This window comes from Paracoccus sp. SCN 68-21 (assembly GCF_001724535.1).
Classification (GTDB): domain Bacteria; phylum Pseudomonadota; class Alphaproteobacteria; order Rhodobacterales; family Rhodobacteraceae; genus Paracoccus; species Paracoccus hibiscisoli.
The window spans coordinates 123,709-145,742 of the sequence record NZ_MEES01000005.1; the positions used below are offsets into that span (position 1 = coordinate 123,709).

At 67.8% G+C, this 22,034-nt stretch carries 25 protein-coding genes; 7 read left to right on the forward strand and 18 right to left on the reverse strand.

Annotated features, from left to right (window positions below):
• Nucleotides 1–5: 5 nt before the first annotated feature.
• Nucleotides 6–371: a ribosome silencing factor gene (rsfS, locus tag ABS73_RS02955; RefSeq protein ID WP_277022053.1), complete on the reverse strand. Its 366-nt coding sequence runs from the start codon at nucleotides 369–371 to the stop codon at nucleotides 6–8.
• A 355-nt stretch (nucleotides 372–726) separates the two neighbouring features.
• Here rsfS and leuC point away from each other — a divergent pair, with 355 nt between their 5' ends.
• Genes leuC through ABS73_RS02970 form a run of 3 tightly spaced genes read left to right on the forward strand, consistent with a single transcriptional unit; the run spans nucleotide 727 to nucleotide 3,762 of the window.
• Entirely contained in the window at nucleotides 727–2,145 is a 1,419-nt protein-coding gene (gene leuC / locus ABS73_RS02960) for a 3-isopropylmalate dehydratase large subunit (RefSeq protein ID WP_277022050.1), read from the forward strand.
• Nucleotides 2,146–2,155: 10 nt separating this feature from the next.
• Nucleotides 2,156–2,761, forward strand: coding sequence for a 3-isopropylmalate dehydratase small subunit (gene leuD, locus ABS73_RS02965; protein WP_277022048.1), 606 nt, complete (start codon nucleotides 2,156–2,158; stop codon nucleotides 2,759–2,761).
• A complete protein-coding gene (locus ABS73_RS02970; protein ID WP_277022046.1) occupies nucleotides 2,752–3,762 on the forward strand; it encodes an endonuclease/exonuclease/phosphatase family protein in 1,011 nt (336 codons plus the stop codon). The genes leuD and ABS73_RS02970 overlap by 10 nt, the downstream gene beginning before the upstream one ends.
• Here the strand turns inward: ABS73_RS02970 and ABS73_RS02975 are convergent.
• From ABS73_RS02975 to ABS73_RS03035, 13 genes are all read right to left on the reverse strand, one after another.
• Nucleotides 3,748–4,977: an adenosylmethionine--8-amino-7-oxononanoate transaminase gene (locus tag ABS73_RS02975; protein WP_277022043.1), complete on the reverse strand. Its 1,230-nt coding sequence runs from the start codon at nucleotides 4,975–4,977 to the stop codon at nucleotides 3,748–3,750. The genes ABS73_RS02970 and ABS73_RS02975 overlap by 15 nt on opposite strands.
• Complete coding sequence (gene bioD, locus ABS73_RS02980; RefSeq protein ID WP_277022041.1) at nucleotides 4,974–5,681, reverse strand: ATP-dependent dethiobiotin synthetase BioD; 708 nt, start codon at nucleotides 5,679–5,681, stop codon at nucleotides 4,974–4,976. The genes ABS73_RS02975 and bioD overlap by 4 nt, the downstream gene beginning before the upstream one ends.
• Nucleotides 5,666–6,820 carry an 8-amino-7-oxononanoate synthase gene (locus ABS73_RS02985; RefSeq protein WP_277022038.1) on the reverse strand — a complete coding sequence of 385 codons (1,155 nt, stop codon included), beginning with the start codon at nucleotides 6,818–6,820 and terminating at the stop codon, nucleotides 5,666–5,668. Before ABS73_RS02985 ends, bioD begins: the two co-directional genes overlap by 16 nt.
• A gap of 39 nt (nucleotides 6,821–6,859) precedes the next feature.
• The gene (gene bioB, locus ABS73_RS02990; RefSeq protein ID WP_277022036.1) at nucleotides 6,860–7,903 is read right to left on the reverse strand and encodes a biotin synthase BioB; all 1,044 of its coding nucleotides are present in this window, start codon (nucleotides 7,901–7,903) and stop codon (nucleotides 6,860–6,862) included.
• Between the two features lie 66 nt (nucleotides 7,904–7,969).
• Nucleotides 7,970–8,341: a hypothetical protein gene (locus ABS73_RS02995; protein ID WP_136854847.1), complete on the reverse strand. Its 372-nt coding sequence runs from the start codon at nucleotides 8,339–8,341 to the stop codon at nucleotides 7,970–7,972.
• The gene (gene flhB / locus ABS73_RS03000) at nucleotides 8,335–9,396 is read right to left on the reverse strand and encodes a flagellar type III secretion system protein FlhB (RefSeq protein WP_136854848.1); all 1,062 of its coding nucleotides are present in this window, start codon (nucleotides 9,394–9,396) and stop codon (nucleotides 8,335–8,337) included. The genes ABS73_RS02995 and flhB overlap by 7 nt, the downstream gene beginning before the upstream one ends.
• 9 nt (nucleotides 9,397–9,405) lie before the next feature.
• Nucleotides 9,406–10,161: a flagellar biosynthetic protein FliR gene (locus ABS73_RS03005; RefSeq protein WP_277022031.1), complete on the reverse strand. Its 756-nt coding sequence runs from the start codon at nucleotides 10,159–10,161 to the stop codon at nucleotides 9,406–9,408.
• Nucleotides 10,161–12,260 (reverse strand): flagellar biosynthesis protein FlhA, encoded by a 2,100-nt coding sequence (locus tag ABS73_RS03010; RefSeq protein ID WP_277022028.1) that lies wholly within the window; start codon nucleotides 12,258–12,260, stop codon nucleotides 10,161–10,163. Before ABS73_RS03010 ends, ABS73_RS03005 begins: the two co-directional genes overlap by 1 nt.
• The gene (locus ABS73_RS03015; protein WP_277022026.1) at nucleotides 12,257–12,544 is read right to left on the reverse strand and encodes a hypothetical protein; all 288 of its coding nucleotides are present in this window, start codon (nucleotides 12,542–12,544) and stop codon (nucleotides 12,257–12,259) included. Before ABS73_RS03015 ends, ABS73_RS03010 begins: the two co-directional genes overlap by 4 nt.
• Complete coding sequence (motA, locus tag ABS73_RS03020; protein ID WP_136854852.1) at nucleotides 12,544–13,410, reverse strand: flagellar motor stator protein MotA; 867 nt, start codon at nucleotides 13,408–13,410, stop codon at nucleotides 12,544–12,546. The genes ABS73_RS03015 and motA overlap by 1 nt, the downstream gene beginning before the upstream one ends.
• A 12-nt stretch (nucleotides 13,411–13,422) precedes the next feature.
• A complete protein-coding gene (locus tag ABS73_RS03025) occupies nucleotides 13,423–13,965 on the reverse strand; it encodes a MotE family protein (RefSeq protein ID WP_277022023.1) in 543 nt (180 codons plus the stop codon).
• Nucleotides 13,958–14,308 carry a hypothetical protein gene (locus ABS73_RS03030; RefSeq protein ID WP_277022021.1) on the reverse strand — a complete coding sequence of 117 codons (351 nt, stop codon included), beginning with the start codon at nucleotides 14,306–14,308 and terminating at the stop codon, nucleotides 13,958–13,960. The genes ABS73_RS03025 and ABS73_RS03030 overlap by 8 nt, the downstream gene beginning before the upstream one ends.
• On the reverse strand, nucleotides 14,305–14,781 hold the full coding sequence (locus ABS73_RS03035; protein WP_136854855.1) for a flagellar basal body-associated FliL family protein: 477 nt from the start codon (nucleotides 14,779–14,781) through the stop codon (nucleotides 14,305–14,307). The genes ABS73_RS03030 and ABS73_RS03035 overlap by 4 nt, the downstream gene beginning before the upstream one ends.
• 118 nt (nucleotides 14,782–14,899) lie before the next feature.
• On the opposite strand from ABS73_RS03035, the gene fliF reads away from it, so the two are divergent.
• The 4 genes from fliF to fliP are packed head-to-tail and all read left to right on the forward strand — an operon-like array spanning nucleotide 14,900 to nucleotide 18,004.
• A complete protein-coding gene (gene fliF, locus ABS73_RS03040) occupies nucleotides 14,900–16,480 on the forward strand; it encodes a flagellar basal-body MS-ring/collar protein FliF (protein WP_277022016.1) in 1,581 nt (526 codons plus the stop codon).
• Between the two features lie 8 nt (nucleotides 16,481–16,488).
• A complete protein-coding gene (locus tag ABS73_RS03045; RefSeq protein ID WP_277022013.1) occupies nucleotides 16,489–17,052 on the forward strand; it encodes a hypothetical protein in 564 nt (187 codons plus the stop codon).
• On the forward strand, nucleotides 17,040–17,297 hold the full coding sequence (locus ABS73_RS03050) for a FliM/FliN family flagellar motor C-terminal domain-containing protein (RefSeq protein ID WP_136854858.1): 258 nt from the start codon (nucleotides 17,040–17,042) through the stop codon (nucleotides 17,295–17,297). The genes ABS73_RS03045 and ABS73_RS03050 overlap by 13 nt, the downstream gene beginning before the upstream one ends.
• 50 nt (nucleotides 17,298–17,347) lie before the next feature.
• Complete coding sequence (gene fliP, locus ABS73_RS03055; RefSeq protein WP_277022174.1) at nucleotides 17,348–18,004, forward strand: flagellar type III secretion system pore protein FliP; 657 nt, start codon at nucleotides 17,348–17,350, stop codon at nucleotides 18,002–18,004.
• Nucleotides 18,005–18,020: 16 nt separating this feature from the next.
• Here the strand turns inward: fliP and dxs are convergent, their stop codons facing one another.
• The 4 genes from dxs to ABS73_RS03075 are packed head-to-tail and all read right to left on the reverse strand — an operon-like array spanning nucleotide 18,021 to nucleotide 21,983.
• A complete protein-coding gene (dxs, locus tag ABS73_RS03060; protein ID WP_277022010.1) occupies nucleotides 18,021–19,946 on the reverse strand; it encodes a 1-deoxy-D-xylulose-5-phosphate synthase in 1,926 nt (641 codons plus the stop codon).
• Nucleotides 19,947–19,972: 26 nt separating this feature from the next.
• Nucleotides 19,973–20,836 carry a polyprenyl synthetase family protein gene (locus tag ABS73_RS03065; protein ID WP_277022008.1) on the reverse strand — a complete coding sequence of 288 codons (864 nt, stop codon included), beginning with the start codon at nucleotides 20,834–20,836 and terminating at the stop codon, nucleotides 19,973–19,975.
• A complete protein-coding gene (locus tag ABS73_RS03070; RefSeq protein ID WP_277022006.1) occupies nucleotides 20,836–21,072 on the reverse strand; it encodes an exodeoxyribonuclease VII small subunit in 237 nt (78 codons plus the stop codon). The genes ABS73_RS03065 and ABS73_RS03070 overlap by 1 nt, the downstream gene beginning before the upstream one ends.
• Nucleotides 21,069–21,983 (reverse strand): histone deacetylase family protein, encoded by a 915-nt coding sequence (locus ABS73_RS03075; protein ID WP_277022003.1) that lies wholly within the window; start codon nucleotides 21,981–21,983, stop codon nucleotides 21,069–21,071. The genes ABS73_RS03070 and ABS73_RS03075 overlap by 4 nt, the downstream gene beginning before the upstream one ends.
• Nucleotides 21,984–22,034 lie beyond the last annotated feature (51 nt).

A 22,034-nucleotide genomic window follows, 5' to 3' on the forward strand; every position in this document is an offset into this window, starting at 1 on the left:
GCGGATCAGACCAGCGGCTGATAGGTCGACGGCTCGGCCGGTTCGCGGATACGGGCCAGCGCATCGGCGGGCAGCCACATCTTTTCCAGCTGATAGAAATCGCGGACCTCCGGGCGGAAGACATGCACGATCACGTCATCGGTGTCGATCAGCACCCAATCGCCGGCATCCTTGCCCTCGATGCGGGGGCTGCGGCCGGTGACCTGCTTCACGCGCTCGGCCAGCTTTTCCGCGATGGCGCCCACCTGGCGCGAGCTGCGCCCCGAGGCGATGACCATGTGGTCGGCAATGGCCGTGCGGCCGCGCAGGTCGATGGTGATGACCTCCTCGGCCTTGTCGTCATCCAAGGAATTCAGCACCAAAGCCAGCATGTCATCGCTGCTGTGCTGGCTGGAATGCTGGGTCGAAGTCGGCCGACCGGCCGACGGGGCGTCTTGTGACAGGGTGTAGTCCTCCGGTCCGCGCGCCGATGACCCCCGGCGCAGGGGTTCCCCCAACATAGCATCTTTTCGGCCCGTCTCAATCTCTCGCGGCATTTTCCTTGGGGCGGACGCGCTTGCCAGCGGGCGGATGCTGGCCTAATCTGGCCGGATGATGCGTTATTTCGACATTCACGACCGCGCGCGCCTGCCGGGCCGCTTCTACGGCGAGATGCTGGGCGTGACCGCGCAGGGCTGACGGCTGTCCGTCCCTGCCCCCCTGCATCACAGCCGAAAGACCTCAGCCATGACCCCTGCACGCACGCTTTACGACAAGATCTGGGACGCCCATGTGGTGGATCGCCAGGATGACGGCACCTGCCTTCTGTATATCGACCGCCATCTGGTCCACGAGGTGACCAGCCCGCAGGCCTTCGAGGGGCTGCGCATGACCGGCCGCACGGTCCGCGCCCCCGAACGCACCATCGCCGTGCCCGATCACAACGTGCCCACCACGCTGGACCGCCAGCAGGGCATCGACAACGAGGAATCGCGCATCCAGGTCGATGCGCTGGACCGCAATGCCCGCGAATTCGGGGTGCATTACTATCCGGTGACCGACATCCGCCAGGGCATCGTGCATATCGTCGGCCCAGAACAGGGCTGGACCCTGCCCGGCATGACCGTCGTCTGCGGCGACAGCCACACCGCGACGCACGGCGCCTTCGGCGCGCTGGCCCATGGCATCGGCACCAGTGAGGTGGAACATGTGCTGGCGACCCAGACCCTGATCCAGGGCAAGTCCAAGAACATGAAGGTCGAGATCACCGGCCGCCTGGCCCCCGGCGTGACCGCCAAGGACATCGTCCTGCGCATCATTGCCGAGACCGGCACGGCGGGCGGCACCGGCCATGTCATCGAATATTGCGGCAAGGCGATCCGCAATCTGTCGATGGAAGGCCGCATGACCATCTGCAACATGGCGATCGAGGGCGGCGCCCGCGCCGGTCTGATCGCCCCGGACGAGGTCACCTTCAACTACGTCAAGGGCCGCCCCCATGCGCCCAAGGGCGCCCAATGGGAGGCCGCCGTCGCCTGGTGGAAGACGCTGTTCTCTGACCCCGACGCGCATTTCGACAAGGTCCTGACCATCCGCGCCGAGGATATCGCCCCCACCGTCACCTGGGGCACATCCCCCGAAGACGCCCTGCCCATCACCGCATCGGTTCCCGCGCCCGAGAGCTTTACCGGCGGCAAGGTCGATGCCGCGCGCCGGTCGCTGGACTACATGGGCCTGACCGCTGGCACGCCGCTGACCGAGATCACCATCGACGCGGTCTTCATCGGATCGTGCACCAATGGCCGGATTGAGGATCTGCGCGCCGCCGCCGACGTGCTGCGCGGCCGCAAACTGGCGCCTGGCGTGCGCGGCATGGTCGTGCCCGGATCGGGCCTGGTGCGGGCCATGGCCGAGGAGGAGGGGCTGGACGTCATCTTCACCAATGCCGGTTTCGAATGGCGTCTGGCGGGGTGTTCGATGTGCCTGGGGATGAACCCCGACCAGCTGAAGCCGGGCGAGCGTTGCGCCGCGACCTCGAACCGCAACTTCGAGGGGCGCCAGGGCTACAAGGGCCGCACCCACCTGATGAGCCCCGCGATGGCGGCGGCGGCGGGTGTGACCGGCCATCTGACCGACATCCGCGAATTCGCAGCCCAGCCCGCCTGAAGGACAGATCATGGACAAGTTCACCACCCTGACCGGCATCGCGGCCCCCATGCCCCTGGTCAACATCGACACCGACATGATCATCCCCAAGCAGTTCCTGAAGACCATCAAGCGGTCTGGCCTGGGCGTGAACCTGTTCGACGAGATGCGCTATGACCGCGACGGAAACGAGATCCCCGATTTCGTCCTGAACCGGCCCGCCTATCGCGACGCCCAGATCCTGATCGCGGGCGACAATTTCGGCTGCGGCAGCTCGCGCGAACACGCGCCCTGGGCCCTTCTGGATTTCGGCATCCGCTGCGTGATCTCGACCAGCTTTGCCGACATCTTCTTCAACAACTGCTTCAAGAACGGCATCCTGCCCGTGGTCCTGCCCCAGGACGCGGTCGACGCGCTGATGCGCGACGCCGAAAAGGGCGCCAATGCCCGCATCACCGTCGATCTGGACAGCCAGACCGTCACCGGCGCGGACGGCACGGCCTATGCCTTTGACATGGACCCGTTCCGCAAGCATTGCCTGATGAACGGATTGGACGATATCGGCCTGACGATGGAAAAGGCCCCCGCCATCGACACGTTCGAGCAGCAGATGGCCCAGGCCCGCCCTTGGATCTGAGGGCCCTTGCCCTGATCGCCCTCGCCACGCCGGCGGGGGCCGACACGCTGCGCCTGGCCACCTGGGATTCCGGCCTTTCGCGAAACGGGCCGGGGCTTCTCTTGCGCGACATCGCGCGGGACGATCCGCAGGTGCTGGCCGCGGCCCGCGTCATCGCCCATGCGGCCCCCGACGCGATCCTGCTGACCGGGTTTGACTGGGACCTGGATCACCGCGCCCTGACCGCCTTCGCTGCCCTGCTGGAGGCGCAGGGCCACCCCATGCCCCACCGCCATGCCGGCCAGCCCAATCGCGGGTTGCAGACCGGCCTGGACCTGGACGGCGACGGCCGCCCGGGCAGGTCCCGTGACGCGCAAGGCTATGGCGATTTCACCGGGCAAAAGGGCCTGGCGCTGTTGTCGCGCCTGCCCATCGCGGCGGTGACCGATCACACCGCGACGCTCTGGCGCGACCTGCCCGACAACCGCATGCCCGAAAGCCCCCATGCCGACATCCAGCGCCTGTCCAGCAGCGCCCATTGGGACGTGGCCCTGACCACGCCCGACGGCCCCCTGCACCTGCTGGCCTTTGCCGCGACGCCCCCCGCCTTTGAGCCCCGCAACGCCGCCCGCAACCATGACGAGGCGACCTTCTGGCTGTCCCACCTGCCCGACGCCCCCTTCGCGATCATCGGGAACCTGAACATCGACCCCCAGGACGGCGACGGCGACCCCGCCACGCTTCAGGCGCTGCTGTCCGTCACCCAGGACCCGCAGCCGCGCGGCGCGTTCCAGCCGCCCCAGACCGGCCCCAATGCGAACCAAAACGGAGACCCGGCGCTGGACACCGCCGAATACGACCGCGCGCCGGGGAACCTGCGGCTGGACTATATCCTGCCCGCGACCGCCCTGCGCGTCACGGATGCGGGGGTGATATGGCCCGCGCCCGACGATCCGCTGGCGGAATCCGTGGCGCTGGCGTCCCATCGCAAGCTGGTCTGGGTCGATCTACACCTCGAATGAGGTGACCGCCCCCCAGGCCGCATCCAGATCCTCGGCCCCGACGCAATAGGGCGGCAGAACATAGACGGTGTTCCCCAAGGGCCGCAGCAGCACACCCTGATCCAGGCAATGCGCCCGCATCCGCGGCCCGACCTCTGACAGATAGCCGCCCTCGGGCACGACCAGATCCGCCGCCGCAATCGTCCCACATTGGCGGATATTGGTGAAGCGCCCGTCCAGCCGCGCCAGCCGGTCCGCCTGCATCGCGGCCAGCGCATCCAGCCGCGCCTGCATGGGGCTGGCCTGCCACAGCCGCACCTGCGCCAGCGCCGCCGCGCAGGCGATCGGGTTCGCGGTATAGCTGCTGGAGTGGTAAAACGTCCGCCGCCGGTCCGTCGACCGATGCGCCTCAAAGATCCGCCCGCTGGCCAGCGTCGCCGCCAGCGGCATCACGCCCCCGGTCAACCCCTTGGATGTGCACAGGATATCCGGCGCGACGCCTGCGTGATCACAGGCCCACAGCCGCCCCGTGCGCCCCCATCCGGTCATGACCTCATCCGCGATCATCAGCACGTCATGCCGGTCGCAGATCGCCCGCAGCCCGGCCAGAACGCTGGCGGAATACATCCGCATCCCCCCCGCGCCCAGCACCAGCGGCTCCAGAATGATCGCCGCCATCCGGCCGCTGGCCGCCAGAACCTCGAAGGCCGCCAGCGTCGCCGCCCCGTCCCCCTCGGGAAAGGGCAGCCGGTCCACCCCGAACATCAGCGGGTCATAGGCGGCGTTGAACACCCCCCGCTCGCCCACGCTCATCGTGCCGATGGTGTCGCCGTGATAGCTGTCCTCGATCACCGCGATGCGGTGGCGGCCGTCGCCCTCGTGCCGCCAGTATCCCAGGGCCATCTTCAGCGCGACTTCGACCGCAGTCGATCCGCTATCGCTGTAGAAGACGTGGTCCAGCCCCGCGGGCGTCATCGCCACCAGCGCCTCGGCCAGCTCCTCGGCGGGCGCATGGGTCAGGCCCGCAAAAATCACCTGATCCAGCCGCCCGGCGGTCTCGCGGATCGCCTCGACGATCTCGGGCTGGTTATGGCCATGCGTCACCACCCACCAGCTGCTGATCCCGTCCAGCAAAGGCCCGCGGTCGGTCTGGATAAAGGCCCCCGCGCTGCCCGTGGCGCGCGGCGGCGCGGGCTCGGTCCCGTGCTGAAAGAACGGATGCCAGACGGCGCTCATGCGAAATCCTCCACCCGGAACGCGGCCCGCATCGCCGCCGACAGGCTGTCCCGGTCCAGCCGGTCCAGCAGGGGCAACCGCCCCAGCACGCGGACCTGCCCGATCTGCCCGATCGTCGCCATGTTGTCGTCATTGGCAGGGCCGACAGAGGCCACCCCATGCACCGGCACCCCCCGCGCGCGCAGGCTCTCCAGCGCGGTCAGGCTGTGGCTGATCGTGCCCAGCCCCGTGGCGCAGACCACGATCACCGGCACCTGCCAGCGCGCGAACAGATCGGCATACAGAACCCGCCGCGTGACGGGCACCAGCGCGCCCCCCGCCCCCTCGATCACCAGCCGCGCGGCGCCGGGCATCACCCAGGCCTCCGGGTCCAGCGTCACGCCCTGCAACTCCGCCGCCCGATGCGGCGACAGCGGCTCGCGCAGCAGAACCGCCTCGGGATGGGTGCGCGCGCCCGACAGCCGCTCGACCTCGGCACGGTCGGTGCCGGGCTGCGGGGCAGCACCGTGCGTTGTCGGTGTACGCCCTGTGCACGGGCTGTGCCCCCCCGGTGCATCGGCGGTGAGGGACTCATTCGCGACATTCCCCGCCAGCCCGGACTGCACCGGCTTCCAGTAGTCTGCTCCGATCAGACCGCACAACCCGGCCGCAAAGACCGTCTTGCCGACATCGGTTCCGGTGCTTGTGATCACAAATCGGGCCATAGCTCCTCCAGCGTCTCGGCCAGGCGGATCACCTCCGCCCGCGTGGCATTCAGCGTCAGCGACACCCGCAGCCGCGATGTCCCCTCGGGCACGGTCGGCGGCCTGATCCCGCGCACATCGAACCCCCGCGCCTGCACCGCTGCGGCCAGATCCATCGTCCCGGCATTCGGCCCGACGATCAGCGGGACGATCTGACTGCCGCTCAGCGACACCTGCGGTAGCCGCCGCCCCATCTCGGCCCCAAAGGCCGCGACATGCCCCGCCAGCGTCGCCTGCCGCCACGGCTCATCACGCAGAATCGCCAGCGATTCCAATCCCGCCGCCGCCATCAGCGGCGAAGGCGCCGTGGCAAAGATGAACGGCCTGCATCGGTTGATCAGGAAATCCACCAACACCCGCGCCCCGCAGATCAGCGCCCCCGACCCGCCCAGGGCCTTGCCCAAGGTATGCAGGGTCACGACATTCTCGCGCCCCTCCAGATGATGCGCCAGACCCCGCCCCTGCGGCCCATAGACCCCCGTCGCATGCGCCTCGTCCACCATCAGGAAGCCATGCGCATCCGCCAGCACCATCAGATCGTCCAGCGGCGCCCGGTCCCCGTCCATGCTGTAGAGGCTCTCGACCGCGATCCAGACAGCGCCGCGCCCACCCCGCGCCCGCCACCCTGTGATCACATCTTCGGCGTGACCGACATCGCCATGCCGAAATGTCGCGACCTCCGCTCGCCCGGCCCGCGCCCCCTCATGCGTGCTCGCATGCGCCAGCGCATCCATCAGCAGCAGATCCCCCCGCTGCGGCAGCGTTGTGATCACAGCGAAATTCGCCACATAACCGCCGCCGAACCCCAGACAGGCCTCAGCCCCAAAGAACCGCGCGGCCTCGGTCTCGAACCGCGCCTGCATCTCGGTCTCGCCGCGCAACAGCCGCGACCCCGCCGCCCCCACGGGAACCCCGTGCTCCAGCGCCCGTCGCATCGCCGAAACCATCCGCGGCGCCTGCGCCAAACCGATGTAATCATTCGACGAAAAATCAATCCCGCGACGCCCCGACAGCGACCGCAACCGCGCCTCGCCCTCCAGAACCGCCAGATCCCGCCGATACACCGCCAGCCGATCCAAGCCGTGCCCCTTCTTCTTCATGCAAATATCCTGGGGGTCCGGGGGTGAAACCCCCGGCCGTCAGCGCAGGATCGGAATCGCCGGATCATCCGCCAGCAACGCGGCACGACGGGCCTCGTCCGGCGCGTGTTCATGCGCGACCATCGGCTGCAGGCCCAGCTTGGCGAACAGACGCATGTCGCTCTCCTCCTCAGGGTTGTCCTTGGTCAGCAGCGTGTCGCCCACAAAGATCGAATTGGCCCCGGCGAAAAAGCACATCGCCTGCATCTCGTCCGACATGGCGGTGCGTCCTGCGGACAGGCGGACATGGCTCTGCGGCATCATGATCCGCGCGGTGGCGATCATGCGGACGAATTCGATCGGATCGACCGGCGCGGCATTTTCCAGCGGCGTGCCCTCGACCGGGATCAGCATGTTGATCGGCACGCTGTCGGGCGGCGAGGGCAGGTTCGCCAGCGTCACCAGCATGTCCACGCGGTCCTGCCGCCCCTCGCCCAGCCCCAGGATGCCCCCGGAACAGACCTTGATCCCGGCCTGCCGCACCGCTTCCAGCGTGTCGATGCGCTCGGCAAAGGTCCGGGTCGTGATCACGTTGGGATAATGCGCTTCGGACGTGTCGATGTTGTGGTTGTAGTAATCCAGCCCGGCCTCGGCCAGCTGCGCGGACTGGTCAGCATCCAGCATGCCAAGCGTCATGCAGGTCTCCATCCCCAAGGCCTTCACCCCCTCGATCATGGCGACGATCTGCGGCATGTCCCGCGCCTTGGGACTGCGCCAGGCGGCCCCCATGCAATAGCGCGTGGCCCCCGCGTCGCGCGCGCGGCGGGCCTCGGCCAGGACGCGCTGAACCTCCATCAGCTTGGATGCGGACAGGCCGGAATCATGGCGCGAGGACTGGCTGCAATAGCTGCAATCCTCGGGGCAGCCGCCGGTCTTGATCGACAGCAGGCGGCTCAGCTGCACGCGGTTGGGGTCGAAATGCTGACGATGCACGGTCTGGGCCTGAAACAGCAGGTCCATTAACGGCTGATCGAACAGCGCGCGTGCCGCCTTGGCGGTCCAGATCTGGCGGTGGCCGTCGATGTTCGGATCGCTGTGCAGCATGGCTTCCCCCTTGGCTTGAGGGTTGCCTAGCATCCCGGCTGCGGGCTGTCCAATCCCGCGCGACGGTCAGAACCGGTCCTTGCGACGGCGCGCGTCCTCCTGCTGACCCAGCCCCAGCAGGGCCTCGGCGCGCCCGAACTCGCGCGCGGCCTTCTGGCGGGCGATCTCGAACCGGGGGGTCATGCGCTGCAATTCGTCACCGGCATGGCGCAGCTCCCGCGCGGCGCGGCCGGCCTGGGCGTTGGCGACCCGCGCCTCGGGCAGCGACAGCGGCGCCGTGCTGTCATAGCTCTGCGCCAGCGCCGCCTGCAGCGAATCCACGCGCTGGCGCGCCACCGTCATATGCGCGTTGAAGGCCGCAAAGGTCTTGAGCTGCCGTTCGGCCTTCAACCGCGCGATCTGCTCCAGCTGTTGCAACTGTTTGATCCGGTCTACCACCCTGCCTTGGCCTTCTGTCGCATCTTTTCGGCAAAGCGGATGGCGGCGGCCACCGCAGCGAAATGGGTTCGGTCGATTTCCTCACCGATCTTGACCTGGGCATGGATCGCGCGGGCGCAGGGCGGATCGGACCAGATCGGCACGCCCGCCTCGGTCGCCTTGGCGCGGATGCGGGCGGCGACCTCGTCGGTGCCCTTGGCCACGCAGACCGGCGCCCGCCCCGACCCCCGCGACCATTGCAGCGCGACGGCGTAATGTGTGGGGTTCACGATGATCACATCCGCCTTGGGGACATCGGTCAGCATCTGCTTCATCGCGATATCGACCGCCCGCTGGCGCCGCGCCGCCTTGAGATGCGGATCACCCTCGGAATCCTTGAACTCGTCCTGCATCTCCTTGCGGCTCATGCGGTTCTTGCGGCGGTGGCTGAACCATTTCCACAGCATGTCGGGCACCGTGAACAGGACCGACACCGCAAGGCCAAGCATCAGCACCTGCCCCAGAATCACAACCAGCGCGGTGATCCACTGCCCGTCCGCCATGGCCGAGGCCGCGATCCGGTCCAGCAGAGAGACATAGAGAAACCATCCCCCCAGACAGACCAGCGTCGCCTTGCCCACCGAAAAGGCGAATGTGACCAGGCCGTCCGACCCGAATTTCTGCCCGGCATTCTTGACCGGGTTGATGCGCTTGAAATCGAAGGCCAGCTTCTGCGGGGAAAAGATCAGGCTGCGCGTGGCGATCAGCCCCACCAGAATCGCCACGACCAAAATCGCCGCCAGCCCGACCGTCATGAACCCGGCAAATGCGCCCATGGCGCGGGCCACCGGGGCGATCCCCTCCGGACTCCACCCCTCGGAGCCCAGGGCGCGGGTGGCCATGGCCATCCAGTGGCGCGCCGCATAGCCCGACAGAACCACAAAGGCCAGGAAGGCCGCCAGATACATCATCGTCACGTTCAGCTCGGTCGAGCGGGGAATATCCCCCTTTTCCCGCGCCCGCTGAAGCTTCTGGTCGGTGGCCTCGAATTGCTTGTCGGTGCTGTCCTCGCTCATCTGCCTGACCTACGGAATCGCGGGCAGCATGAAGGACAGGACGGCATTCGCCCAGATCCCGACCAGCAGCGGCGCCAGGATCGCCAGCCCCATCAGCGCCAGAAGGATCGAGGCGGGCGCCCCGATGAAGATGACCGGCAGCGCCGGCATCACCCGGTTGATGACCCCGGACAGCGCCTGATACAGAAACCCGCCAAGCGTGAACGGCGCCGCCAGCATCATCGCCAGCCAGAAGCTGTCGGCCACGATGCGCACGACGGCCATCGCCAACCCCTCGACCTGAGGCAGTGCCGCGGGCGGCCACAGGCGCAGGCTGTCGGCCATCAGCTCGACCAGCATGATCGGCAGGCCCATCGCCATCAGGATCGCCAGTCCCGCAAGATGCAGCATGTTGCCGATCGGATGGGGCGACATCTCGTTCTGGATGCCCATGATCTGCGACAGGGACGCTGTCGCGGCGATCGCGGTGGTCGCGATGTCGATGGCCAGGGTCAGCAGACGCAGCATGATCCCGGTGGTGAAACCCAGCACCATCTCGACCGCCACCTGACCGGCCATGGCCAGGCTGTCCGTCGGCATGTCGGGGCCGGGCGCGACTCCCGCTAGCAGCGGCGTCAGCGCCAGCGCCAGCGCAACCTTGACCCGCGCCGAGATCACCCGCTCACCCAGTCCAGGCAGGGCCAGGACGCAGGCCTGGACGCGGATATAGACCAGCACCAACGCCCAGTCCGCGCCCGGATAGACGGCCTGAAGCTGGTCCCACATCATGCGGCCTCGACAGTGCCCAGCAGGCGCAGCTCGGCCGCGGGGTCGATCTCCTCCAGGCCCAGGACGGGAACGGCCATGCCGTTGGCGCCCAGAACCGCCCGCACCATGCGTCGGCGGTGATCGGGGGCGACCAGCACCGTCCGGGCCACCGGTTCGGCCAGCGCAAGCGCGCTGCGGACGGCATCGATCAGCTTCTTGGACAGGGCGGGCGTCATGGCGCCGCCGCCTGCGCGACCGGTCTCCGCGTCGGCGCGGACGAACTCTGCCTCCCATGCGGGGTGCAGCTGCAGGGCGGCGATGCGACCGGCCTCGTCGGAATATTGCTGGGTGATCTGGCCGCGCAGGCGCTTGCGCACCAGCTCATAGATCATCTCGGGCTGCTCGATGCTGCGGAACTCGCAGATCGCATCGACGATCAGCGGCAGGTTGCGGATCGAGATCCGCTCCTCCAACAGGGCGCGCAGGATCGCCAGCAGCGTCTCTGGCGTGACCTTGTCGGGCATCATCGCGTCGAAATACTTGCGATAGCGCTCGGCGCGGCCGGTATCCGACAGCGTCTTCAGCTCCTCGATCTGGCGCTGCATGGCGCCCAGGGTCAGCAGCGAGGGCAGGTTGGCCTTGACCACCTCCATCAGGTGGGTGGACAGGACCTCCATCGGGGTGACGACGGTGGCCCCCATCGTTGCCGCATCCTCCTGATCGGCGGGCAGAATCCACCGTGCCGGGCTGGAATAGACCGGTTCGCGGACCGCAATGCCGCGCAGATCGGCCAGCACCCCCTCTGGCCCAAGGGCAAGGATCTCGGAGGGGCGCAGAGTTCCGCGACCGCGGATCACGCCGTGGATGCGGATCTGATAGTCGCCCGGGGGCAGATCATCGGTATCGGTGATGCGCACGTCGGGCAGGATCAGGCCAAAGCTGCGCGCGATATGGATGCGCAGGTTGCTGATGCGACTGCCCAGACCGCGCGCCTGATCCAGCGCCGTCACGATTAGGTCCGATCCGATCTCGACGCTGATGTCGTCGGTGTCCAGAACGTCGCCGATGCGCGCTGCTGGCTTGGTTCCGGCCTCGGCTGCGGGCAGATCGGGCAGAGCCTCCTCGGCGCGGCGCTGTCGTCGGGCGATGCTCCAGGACAACAGGGCCATGGACCCGGCGATTGCAAAGAACAGCATCCGGGGCATCCCCGGCACCAGCGAGATCATCACCATGGACGCGGCCACCATCGCGGCGGGCTGCCAGCTGCGGGTGAATTCGCTGGACATCAGGCTGGCGGTGGTCTCGGTAGCGCCGCCCCGCGACAGCAGCAGCGCGGCCGCCATCGACGTGATCAGCGAGGGGATCTGGCTGACCAGCCCGTCGCCGATGGTCAGGTGCGAATAGGTCGACATGGCCTCGCTCATCGGCATGCCGTGGACGGTGATGCCCACCGCCAGACCAATGCACAGGTTGATCAGCGTGATCACGATGCCCGCGACCGCGTCGCCCTTGACGAACTTGGAGGCGCCGTCCAGCGAGCCGAAAAAGCTGATCTCGCGCTGTTCCTGGATGCGGCGGCGCTTGGCCTCCTGATGGTCGATGGCGCCGGCGTTCAGATCGCCGTCGATAGCCAACTGCTTGCCCGGCAGCGAATCCAGCGCAAAGCGTGCGGCGACTTCGGCCATCCGGCCCGAGCCCTTGGTGATGACCATGAAGTTCACGACCGAGATCACCGCAAAGATGGTGATGCCGACCAGGATCGACCCCCCCGCGACGAAATCGGCAAAGCCGTTGATGACCTTTCCCGCCGCCTCCTTGCCGTTCTGGCCTTCGGTCAGGATCAGCCGGGTGGAGGACACGTTCAGCGACAGGCGGATCACCAGGCTGATCAGCAGCAGGACGGGAAAGGCCTGAAAATCGGTCGGTTTTTCGACCAGAGAGGCCATGACCAGCACCAGCACCGCCGACGCGATCGAGATGGCGATACCGAAATCCAGCACCCCCGCAGGCAGGGGAATCACCAGAGAGATGACCACAAGCACAAGGCCGCCCGTGACAAGCAGGGGCGCATCCAGATATTTGTTGGACTTGCCCGACAGGGCGGCGATGGGTGTCATTCGCGGATCTCCGTTCTGGTGGCCGCGGGGCGCAGAAGGTCGTCAAGCGACCAGGGTCGTTCGGTCAGCAGGCCAAGGCGGCGCAGATAGGCGATGGCGTGCAGCCGGTCGGCGCTGTCCATCTGCATCAGCATCACGCGGTAGTCGCGGGGCAGGCCCTGCCCGGACAGCAGCCAGTCCGAGGCCGTCTGCCTGAAGCTGTCCAGATCGGGACCCGGCGCGTCCTGGGCCGCGACCGGCCCCGCCATCACCGCAATCGCGATCACAAGGCCAAGCCGGGTCATCAGGCGGCCTTCTTCAGCTCGCGCAGCGCGCCTTCCAGCGTGTCAAAGCTGGGGCGCACATGTTCGGGCACCGTCTGGCGGCCCACCTCGACACACAGCGTCGTGGCGTGCTGATGCAACCCGGCGACCAGGACCGATTTCACCACCTCGTAGAAGCCCAGATCCTGCTTGACCACCGCGCCCAGCCTGTTGGCCAGCGGCGCGACGAAGCCATAGGACAGGAACACGCCCAAAAACGTCCCGACCAGCGCGCCGCCGATCATCTTGCCCAAAATGACGGGCGGCTGATCGATCGAGCTCATGGTCTTGATGATGCCCAGCACGGCGGCGACGATGCCCAGGGCGGGCAGCGCGTCGGCCATGGTCTGGAGTGCGTGGGGGACGTGCATCTCCTCCTCGCGCATCACGGCGATGCGGCGCGAGAGCATGTCCTCGACCTGATAGGGATCGTCATAGTTCAGACTGGCCGAGCGCAGCGTATCCGAGATCAGCGAGACCACGTTGTGATCGGCCGCCAGCCGGGGATAGGCCGTGAAGATCGGCGATTCCGACGGGTTCTCGATATGCTGCTCCAGCGCGACGGGGTTTTCGCGCGCGATCTTCAGCAGCTGGAACATCAGGCACAGGACATCCTGGTGATCCTGCGCCGTCCATTTCGGGCCCTTGAAGGCGCGGACCAGCCCGCCCACCGTGGCCTTGAGGACATGCGTGTCATTGCCCAGCAGATAGGCACCGACGGCGGCGCCCATGATCATCATCATCTCGAACGGCAGGGCGTGCAGGATGACGCCCATCTTGCCGCCGGCCAGAAGATAGCCGCCGAAGACCATGACCAGCGTAAGAATAATTCCGACGAATCCGAACATTGCGTTGGGTCCTTATGGGTTGCGGACACTGCGCGCGCCCATCTGGGCGGTCAGCAATGCGGCCTGGCGGGGTTCGACTGCGGCGATGATCTTGGCGCCGGTCTCGGGTTTGACGCGCATCAGGATCTCGGCCGCGAAATCGGCGGGAAGGTTGGTCAGGATGGCGGCGGCCTCGGCCGGCTTCATCTGGTCGTAAAGCGCGATCAGGCGTTCGATGTCGGTGCGCACGGCCTCGGTCGAACCGTTCTGGCGGGCGGTGATGCTGCCTTGGCGGGCGCGCAGCTCGGCCAGGCGTTCGCGCAGCGTGCTTTCGGCCTGCTCCAGCGCCGCCTTGCGGGCGTCGATCGATTCCATGTAGCGCTCGATCCGTAGGGCGCGGTCGCGCAGCTCCTCTGCCAGGGCGACGGCCTCGGGGACGTCGCCGCACCCGTCCAGCAGATCGGCGGGCGCCGCCACGGCGGCAAAGATGCGCGACAGGTCCTGGCCCTGCCACAGCATCGCCCCCGCCGGCAGGGCGAACAGCAGCGTCAGGACAGGCAACAGGTGCTTAGCCATGATTGACCTCGCGCTTGCGCAGACGGCGCGACGCGCCGGCGGGTTGGGGGACCTCGGCGGCGGCGGCCCCGATCCGCTGGCGCAGATCCCAGATGGCGCGCTCGCGGCGGGCGGTCTCAATCTCATCGGCCAGGCGCTCGCTGGCGGCGGTCGCCTCGTCGCGGGCGGCGCGGATGGCGCGTTCCAGGCGGTCGACCTCGGCGGCCATCACGGCAATCGCGCCGCCCAGACCGCTTTCAAGGTTGTTCATCTTGCGCAAGCGGCGCGCCAGGGTCAGGCAGAAGACGCCCAGCCCGACGCAGGCCACCAGCAGCAGGATCTGCATCAGTTGTTCCAGGGTCATTTGAATCGAAACTCCGTGATCAGAAGGTCCTTGACCGGCTCCTCGCCCAGGACGAAGCGGGTGCGCGTGACCAGTTCGGCGCGGATCACCTCAAGGACGCCGCGCTTGTCATAGGCCGCCGGATCGACGCCCGAGAGGAAGGTCGTGAAGGCATCCGACACGCGCGGCATCAGGTGGGTCACCTCGCCCTTGTGCGCGGTGTCGGTCTCGATCGTGGCGGACAGGACCAGGGAGCGGGACCGTCCTCCGGGAATCACGATCTCGATCGTGGGGATGTCGATGAATTCGACGCTCATATGCTCGGTCGAGACGGGGGCCTTCTCGCCACCGGCGAACAGCCCCGAGGGCGACCAGAACCCAAGATAGCTGGACGCGAAACCGCCCCCGCCCAGCACCAGCGTCGCCACCAGTGGCACCAGCAGGCCCTTCTTGCGGGATGCCTTTTCGGGGGCTGCTGCAACTATGTCGGTCATCGTGATTCTCCGTCCTGACCAGACCGAAATATCAGCTTGCGACTAACCAAATCTTAACATCGCCCATGTCATTTCAGGGTCAGACGACTATGACGCGATGATTCGAAGGGGAACGGTTTTGCAAAAACTGCAGGACTACTGGAACGAGCGAAGCTCTCAACAGCGGATGATCCTGGGGGCGGCTTTCCTTGGGACCTTCCTGGTGATCGCGGGGTTCGGCTGGCTGGCCAGCAGGCCCAGCATGGCCCTGATCTATGGCGGACTGGACAGCGCGCAGGCAGGCGAGGTCATCGCCGGGATCGAGCGCGCGGGCATTCCCTACGAGGTGCGGGGCGACGCCATCTGGGTCGCCTCCGATCAGCGCGACCGGCTGCGGATGGACCTGGCGGCGCAGGGGCTGCCTGCCGCCACCAGCACCGGCTATGAACTGCTGGACGGGATGTCGGGCTTCGGCACGACATCGCAGATGTTCGACGCCGCCTATTGGCGCGCCAAGGAGGGCGAGTTGGCCCGCACCATCCTGGCCCTGCCCAATGTCCAGACCGCCCGCGTCCACCTGGCGATCGAGACGGGGCGCGGCTATCGGCGCGATCAGAACGGCACGGCGTCGGTGACGCTGACCACGAATGGCGGGGTGATCACCCGCGATCAGGCGGCGGCGCTGAAATACCTGGTCTCGTCGGGCGTGCCCGGCATGCAGCCGGAGCGGGTCACCGTCATCGATACGCAGCGCGGCATCATCGCCGCGACCGAGGATCAGACCGGCGCCGATCGCGCCGCAGAGATGAAGCGCAACGTCGAACGCATCCTGGAGCCGCATGTCGGCGTAGGCAACGCCATCGTGGAGCTGAACCTGGACCTGCTGACCGAAACCGAGCTGTTTACCGAACAGCGGTTCGACCCCGAGCAGAGAGCGTTGATTTCGACCGTCACCGAGGAGACCACCGATCAGAGCAACTCGACCGGGACGGGTGCGGTGACCGCCGCCTCGAACCTGCCCGACGCGCAGGAACAGCCCGGCGACACCAGCCAGAGCAACCGCGCCGAGAACCGCAGCCAGTCCAACTACGAGGTCAGCCGCGTGACCCGCGAGGTCCAGCGCCAGCCGGGCGCCACCCGCCGCCTGACCGTGGCTGTGCTGGTCAACGGCGTGCCGCAGGCAGGCGCCGACGGCACCACCACCCTGGCCCCCCGGTCCGAGGCCGAATTGCAGACCCTGCGCGAGCTAGTCGCCTCGGCCGTGGGCTTTGACGAGGCGCGGGGCGACCAGCTGACGGTCAAATCCCTGCCCTTCGCCCTGCTGGGTGAGAAAGGAACGCTGGCGACCCCCGGCTTCATGGACCGGCTGGCGTTGAACGATCTGGCGCGGATCGCCCTGATCGGGCTGTTCGCGATCGCCGTGATCCTGATGGTGCTGCGCCCGATGATGCGCAACCGTGCCGCAGCCCCCGCGGTGCCGGCCCTGGATACCAGCCTGCCGCCGATGCCGCCGATGATGTCGGGCCTGAACGGCTTTATCGACGACGAACCGTCGCCCGATAGCCCGCGCATCGTCCCGATCGAGTTCCCGGGCCTGGAGCAGCTGTCGCTGCCGCCCGCAGACCCCGTAGAGCGCCTGAAGGCGATGATGAAGGAGCGGCATGAGGAAAGCGTCAAGATCCTGTCCGGCTGGATCGACAACAAGGAGAAGGTGAATTGAGCCTGGCCATGTTCAAACTGGAATCTTTCTCGAATGCGGTGGCCGCCCGCCCGGTCGAGGCGACCTTCACCCAGGCGGACCTTGACCAGGCCCATGGGGACGGGAGGGCGCAGGCCCGCGCCGAACTGGAGGATCAGCAGCTGCGCCAGCTGCAATCCAGCCTGGAGGAGGTCGCCGCCAGCCTGGCGGCGGACGAGGCCCGGCGCAAGCAGCTGCGGCAGGAGGCGGTGGATGCCCTCTCACCGATCCTGCATCAGATCCTGGACCTGATGGCACCCCCGCTGACCTCGCGCCGCCTTGAGGAGGCGCTGCGCTCCGAGCTGACGCATCTGGCCCAACGCGCCAGCCCGGTGGGGGTCCAGATCGCGTGCAGCGCGCGTCTGCGCGACATGGTCGCCCGCTGCCTGGCCGAGGCGGGGCTGCAGGGGATCGACCTGTCCGACCGCGCCGAGGACATCATCACCGTGACGCTGCAAGGCGGCCGGATCGAGTTCACACCCGACAGCATCGCGGGCGACATCCGCGCGCTGATCGCGGAAATCACCCAGGAGGACAGCACATGGACGCATTGAAGCATCTGATCGACACCGACACCATCCAGGTCGAGGTGACCATCCGCCTTGGCCGGACGCGCCAGACCGTGGCCCAGCTGTCGTCGCTGCGCCCCGACGACGTGCTGATGCTGGACCAGTCGATCGAGGACGGGGTCGAGATCTGCGTCGGCGACAAGGTCATCGCCCGCGGCGAACTGACCGGCGACGGCACCGCCGAGGACCGGTTGTGCGTCCGCGTCCTGGGGGCGACAGAGGCATCGTGACCCGCGTCCTGACATCGGCCCTGGTCCTGACCCTGCTGCCATCCGCCGTGATGGCACAGGGTCTGGGCGATGCGCTTGGCGCGGGCCTGGGCGAAAACGCGGTCATGCTGGTGCTGCTGCTGACGGCGCTGTCCCTGGCGCCGGGCATCGCGATCATGGTCACCGCCTTTCCGTTCATCGTGACCGTGTTGTCCATCCTGCGCCAGTCCATCGGCCTGCAGCAATCGCCGCCCAACATGCTGATCGTCAGTCTGGCGATCTTTCTGACCTGGTTCATCATGGACCCGGTCCTGCGCGAGGCATGGACGGTCGCAGGCCTGCCCCTGCAGGAGGGTCAGATCGGCATCGCCGAAGCGTTCCAGCGCGGCATCGTGCCCTTCCAGGGCTTCATGGAGGCGCGCACCGACCCGGACACCCTGGCCAACCTGTCCGACATCGCCCCCGGCACCGGACCCGAGAACCGCCTGTCGGTCCTGATCCCGTCCTTCATGCTGTCCGAGATCCAGCGGGCGTTCGAGATCGGGTTCCTGATCGCCCTGCCCTTCCTGATCATCGATCTGGTGGTGGCGGCGGTGCTGATGTCGATGGGTATGATGATGCTGCCCCCGGTGGTGGTGTCACTGCCCTTCAAGCTGGCGTTTTTCGTCGTGGTCGATGGATGGGGCATGATCGCAGGCGCGCTGGTGCGCAACTATACCGGGGGGTGAGCTTCCGACCGCGCCCTCAGGCCCGGTCGGAACGGCGCGCGGCCAGATCGTCGATGCCCATGACGGACAGGACCTTTTCCTCGATATGCTGGGCGTTCAGAGCCGAGCTGTCATACATCGCCCGAGGCGCGTCATGGTCCACGAAGGCGTCCGGCAGCACCATCGACCGGAACCGCAGCCCGGTGTCGAACGCGCCCTCCTCGGCAAGCAGATGGGCGACATGGCTGCCAAAGCCGCCGACCGCGCCCTCCTCGATGGTGATCAGCGCATCGTGGTCGCGCGCCAGCGCCAGGATCAGGTCGCGGTCCAGCGGCTTGGCAAAGCGCGCATCGGCCACGGTCGGCGTGATGCCACGCGCCATCAGCGCCTCGCGGGCGGTCATGACCTCGGACAGGCGCGTGCCGAAGGACAGGATCGCGACGCCCTTGCCTTGGGCGATCATGCGGCCCTTGCCGATGGGCAGGACCTGGCCACGCTCAGGCATCTCGACCCCGGTGCCCTCGCCGCGCGGAAAGCGGAAAGCGATGGGGCCGCTGTCATGGGCCGCGGCGGTGGCGACCATATGAACCAGCTCGGCCTCGTCGGCGGCGGCCATGACCACGAAACCGGGGAGGTTCGCCAGAAAGCCGATGTCATAGGCGCCCGAATGGGTCGGCCCATCCTGGCCCACCAGCCCGGCGCGGTCGATGGCAAAGCGAACGGGCAACCCCTGCACTGCCACGTCATGCACGATCTGGTCGTAGCCGCGCTGAAGGAAGGTCGAATAGATCGCGACGAACGGCTTCATGCCCCCCGCCGCCAGACCGGCCGCAAAGGTCACGGCATGCTGTTCGGCGATGCCCACGTCGAAACAGCGGCGCGGAAAGCGCTGCGCGAACTGCTTCAGGCCGGTGCCATCCGGCATGGCGGCCGTGACCCCCAGAATGCGGTCGTCGCGCCCGGCCTGATCGATCAGCGCCTGCGCGAATACCGCCGTATAGCTGGGCGCGTTGGACTTCGCCTTGGCCTGCACGCCGGTGATGACGTCGAACTTGCCCGTGGCATGGCCCTTGTCGGCGGCGGTTTCGGCGGGGGCATAGCCCTTGCCCTTTTTCGTGACCACATGGATCAGCACCGGCCCGTCTGCCCGCGCCCGCACCGTGCGCAGCAAAGGCAGCAGCTGTTCCATGTCATGCCCGTCGACCGGACCGATATAGGAAAACCCCAGCTCCTCGAACAGGGTGCCGCCGACGGTCATACCCTTGAGCATCTCCTTGGCCCGGCGCGCGCCCTCCTGCAGGGCGTCGGGCAGCATGCCGACTGCGCCCTTTGCGACCGCCTTCAGCTCCTGAAAGGGACCGCCCGCATAAAGCCGCGTCAGATACGAGGACATCGCGCCGACCGGGGGTGCGATCGACATCTCGTTGTCGTTCAGGATCACGAACAGGCGCTTGCCCTCGTGGCCCGCATTGTTCAGCGCCTCATAGGCCATGCCCGCGCTCATGGCGCCGTCGCCGATGACCGCGATCGCGTCGCCCGGATCGCCGCCCAGCTCTCGCGCCATCGCAAACCCCAGGGCCGCGCTGATCGAGGTCGAGGAATGTCCCGCCCCGAACGGGTCATAGGGGCTTTCCGCCCGCTTGGTAAAGCCCGCCAGACCGCCGCCCATGCGCAGGGTGCGGATGCGGTCGCGCCGCCCGGTCAGGATCTTGTGCGGATAACACTGGTGGCCCACGTCCCAGATCAGCTTGTCGCGCGGCGTGTCGAACACCGCGTGCAGCGCCACGGTCAGCTCGACCACGCCCAAGCCTGCGCCCAGATGGCCGCCGGTCACGCTGACGGCGCTGATCGTCTCGGCCCGCACATCATCGGCCAGCTGGCGCAGCTCGGCATCAGTGAGGGATTTCAGGTCGGACGGCAGGGTCACGCGGTCCAGTATCGGCGTCTTGGGTCGATCGGTCATGGCTGGCCCTCCTCCGGGGCGGGCGTTCAGGTGTCGCGCTCGATAATGAAACGCGCAAGGTCGTGCAAGTTCCCGGCCCGGTCACCATATTGCGACAGCGCCTTGGTGCCGACGGTGACAAGACGCCGCGCCTCGGCCTGCGCGGGGGCCAGGCCCAGCAGCGACACGAAGGTCGCCTTGCCCGCGCCGGCATCCTTTCCGACGCGCTTGCCGGTTACGGCCTCGTCGCCGGTCACGTCCAGGATGTCATCAGCGATCTGAAAGGCCAGGCCCAGGGCCACGGCATAGCGGTCCAGCGCGCCTGCGTCTTCGCCCGCGATCAGCGGCCCGGCGGTGGCCGCGAACCGGATCAGCGCGCCGGTCTTGCCGCCCTGCAGTTCGGTGATCGCGGCCAGATCCAGCGGCGTGCCGGCGGTCTCGGCGGCGATGTCCAAGGCCTGCCCCCAGACCATGCCCGCCGCCCCCGAAGCCTGCGCCAGCGCCGCGACCAGCCGCACCCGCCCATCGGGCGTGCCGATGCGCGAATCGGCCAACAGGCCGAAGGCCAGCGTCTGCAGCGCATCGCCCGCCAGAATCGCGGTCGCCTCGGTCCAGCGGATATGCACCGTGGGCTGGCCGCGCCTGAGGTCGTCGTCATCCATCGCAGGCAGGTCGTCATGGACCAGGCTATAGGCATGCAGCGCCTCGACCGCCGCCGCCACGGGCAGGGCCGCGTCGTCGGCAACCCCGTGCAGCCGCGCCGATTCCATCACCAGAAAGGCGCGCAGCCGCTTGCCCCCCTTCACGCCATAGCGCATCGCGTCGCGCAGATCGCCGCCGGGCAGCGCGTCGATGGCACGGTCCAGCTCTGCCTGGACCTGGGCCCGGACGGCGTCCAGACGATCCTGCATCACAGCCCCTCGGCCGGGGTCAGTCCGGCGGGCTGGCCATTGGCGGCCAAAGTGATCTTTTCGACCCGCTCCTCGGCCTCGCGCAGGCGGGCCTCGCAATGCGCGCGCAGGGCCGCGCCGCGTTCGTACAGCGCGATGGATTCCTCCAGCGTGGCTTCTCCGGTCTCCAGCTTGCCGACCGTGGCCTCCAGCTCACGCATGGCCTCCTCGAACGAGAGGGTGGTGATATCGCTCATTTCGCGGCCTCCATCAGCACGTCAACATGGGCCCGCACGCTGCGGCTCAGGGCCTGGAGGTCATAGCCACCTTCCTGGCAGGATACCACCGGGGCGCCGCCCGCCGCGTCCAGGATCTCGCGCGTCAGGGCGGCGTAATCCTCGTCATCCCAGTCCAACTGCGCCAGCGGATCATCGCGATGCGCGTCGAACCCGGCCGAGATCAACACCAGCTGCGGCGCAAGGTCGCGCATCCGCGCCAGCGCGCCGCGCCATTCCGACAGGGCCAGCGCGCCATCCGTTCCCGGCGGCAGCGGCAGGTTCACGACCTGGCCATGCGCGCCCCGTTCGGACGCGGCTCCGGTCCCGGGCCACAGCGGCGACTGCTGGCTGGTGATGAACAGCACCCGCGCCTCGTCCCACAGCAGATCCTGTGTGCCGTTGCCGTGATGCACATCGAAATCCAGCACCGCCACCCGATCCAGCCCGTGATGATCCAGCGCGCGTTTCGCCGCGATGGCCACGGTGCCGAACAGGCAGAACCCCATCGACGTGGCGGTTTCGGCATGATGCCCCGGCGGGCGCATAGCGACGAACGCGGCCCGTGCCTCACCGGCCAGCACCGCATCGACGGCCGCACAGGCCCCGCCCACGGCCCGCAACGCGGGCTCCAGGCTACCGGGCGACAGATGCGTGTCGGCGTCGATCTGGCGCGTGCCCGCCTGCGGCACCGCATCGCGCAGCCCCTGCAGATAGGCGGCCGGGTGACAGCGCAGGACCTCGGCATCGGGGGCCAATGGCGCCTCGCGCCGGTCCAGCGGCAGCCCCTCCAGCGCGGCCATCACCGCGTCAAAGCGGGCCACCTGCTCGGGGTGGCCATCGGGCGTCACATGGCGGCGCGCGCTGTCATGGGAATACAGGATCACGGTCATTCATCTCCTCCGAAGCGGCAGGCTAGAAGCCCCACCCCGGATCGACAAGGC

Bases quoted from the DNA above. Each gene is read 5' to 3' on its own strand.
- bioD (WP_277022041.1), bottom strand. From the start codon at position 5,681: ATGGCCCGATTTGTGATCACAAGCACCGGAACCGATGTCGGCAAGACG.
- ABS73_RS03015 (WP_277022026.1), bottom strand. From the start codon at position 12,544: ATGACCCGGCTTGGCCTTGTGATCGCGATTGCGGTGATGGCGGGGCCG.
- ABS73_RS02985 (WP_277022038.1), bottom strand. From the start codon at position 6,820: ATGAAGAAGAAGGGGCACGGCTTGGATCGGCTGGCGGTGTATCGGCGG.
- leuD (WP_277022048.1), top strand. From the start codon at position 2,156: ATGGACAAGTTCACCACCCTGACCGGCATCGCGGCCCCCATGCCCCTG.
- flhB (WP_136854848.1), bottom strand. From the start codon at position 9,396: ATGAGCGAGGACAGCACCGACAAGCAATTCGAGGCCACCGACCAGAAG.
- fliP (WP_277022174.1), top strand. From the start codon at position 17,348: ATGGCACAGGGTCTGGGCGATGCGCTTGGCGCGGGCCTGGGCGAAAAC.
- bioB (WP_277022036.1), bottom strand. From the start codon at position 7,903: ATGCTGCACAGCGATCCGAACATCGACGGCCACCGCCAGATCTGGACC.
- ABS73_RS03035 (WP_136854855.1), bottom strand. From the start codon at position 14,781: ATGACCGACATAGTTGCAGCAGCCCCCGAAAAGGCATCCCGCAAGAAG.
- ABS73_RS03005 (WP_277022031.1), bottom strand. From the start codon at position 10,161: ATGTGGGACCAGCTTCAGGCCGTCTATCCGGGCGCGGACTGGGCGTTG.
- rsfS (WP_277022053.1), bottom strand. From the start codon at position 371: ATGCTGGCTTTGGTGCTGAATTCCTTGGATGACGACAAGGCCGAGGAG.
- ABS73_RS02975 (WP_277022043.1), bottom strand. From the start codon at position 4,977: ATGAGCGCCGTCTGGCATCCGTTCTTTCAGCACGGGACCGAGCCCGCG.
- ABS73_RS03065 (WP_277022008.1), bottom strand. From the start codon at position 20,836: ATGCAGGATCGTCTGGACGCCGTCCGGGCCCAGGTCCAGGCAGAGCTG.
- leuC (WP_277022050.1), top strand. From the start codon at position 727: ATGACCCCTGCACGCACGCTTTACGACAAGATCTGGGACGCCCATGTG.
- ABS73_RS03045 (WP_277022013.1), top strand. From the start codon at position 16,489: ATGTTCAAACTGGAATCTTTCTCGAATGCGGTGGCCGCCCGCCCGGTC.
- dxs (WP_277022010.1), bottom strand. From the start codon at position 19,946: ATGACCGATCGACCCAAGACGCCGATACTGGACCGCGTGACCCTGCCG.
- ABS73_RS03010 (WP_277022028.1), bottom strand. From the start codon at position 12,260: ATGACACCCATCGCCGCCCTGTCGGGCAAGTCCAACAAATATCTGGAT.
- ABS73_RS03050 (WP_136854858.1), top strand. From the start codon at position 17,040: ATGGACGCATTGAAGCATCTGATCGACACCGACACCATCCAGGTCGAG.
- ABS73_RS03025 (WP_277022023.1), bottom strand. From the start codon at position 13,965: ATGGCTAAGCACCTGTTGCCTGTCCTGACGCTGCTGTTCGCCCTGCCG.
- ABS73_RS03030 (WP_277022021.1), bottom strand. From the start codon at position 14,308: ATGACCCTGGAACAACTGATGCAGATCCTGCTGCTGGTGGCCTGCGTC.
- ABS73_RS03075 (WP_277022003.1), bottom strand. From the start codon at position 21,983: ATGACCGTGATCCTGTATTCCCATGACAGCGCGCGCCGCCATGTGACG.
- ABS73_RS03070 (WP_277022006.1), bottom strand. From the start codon at position 21,072: ATGAGCGATATCACCACCCTCTCGTTCGAGGAGGCCATGCGTGAGCTG.
- motA (WP_136854852.1), bottom strand. From the start codon at position 13,410: ATGTTCGGATTCGTCGGAATTATTCTTACGCTGGTCATGGTCTTCGGC.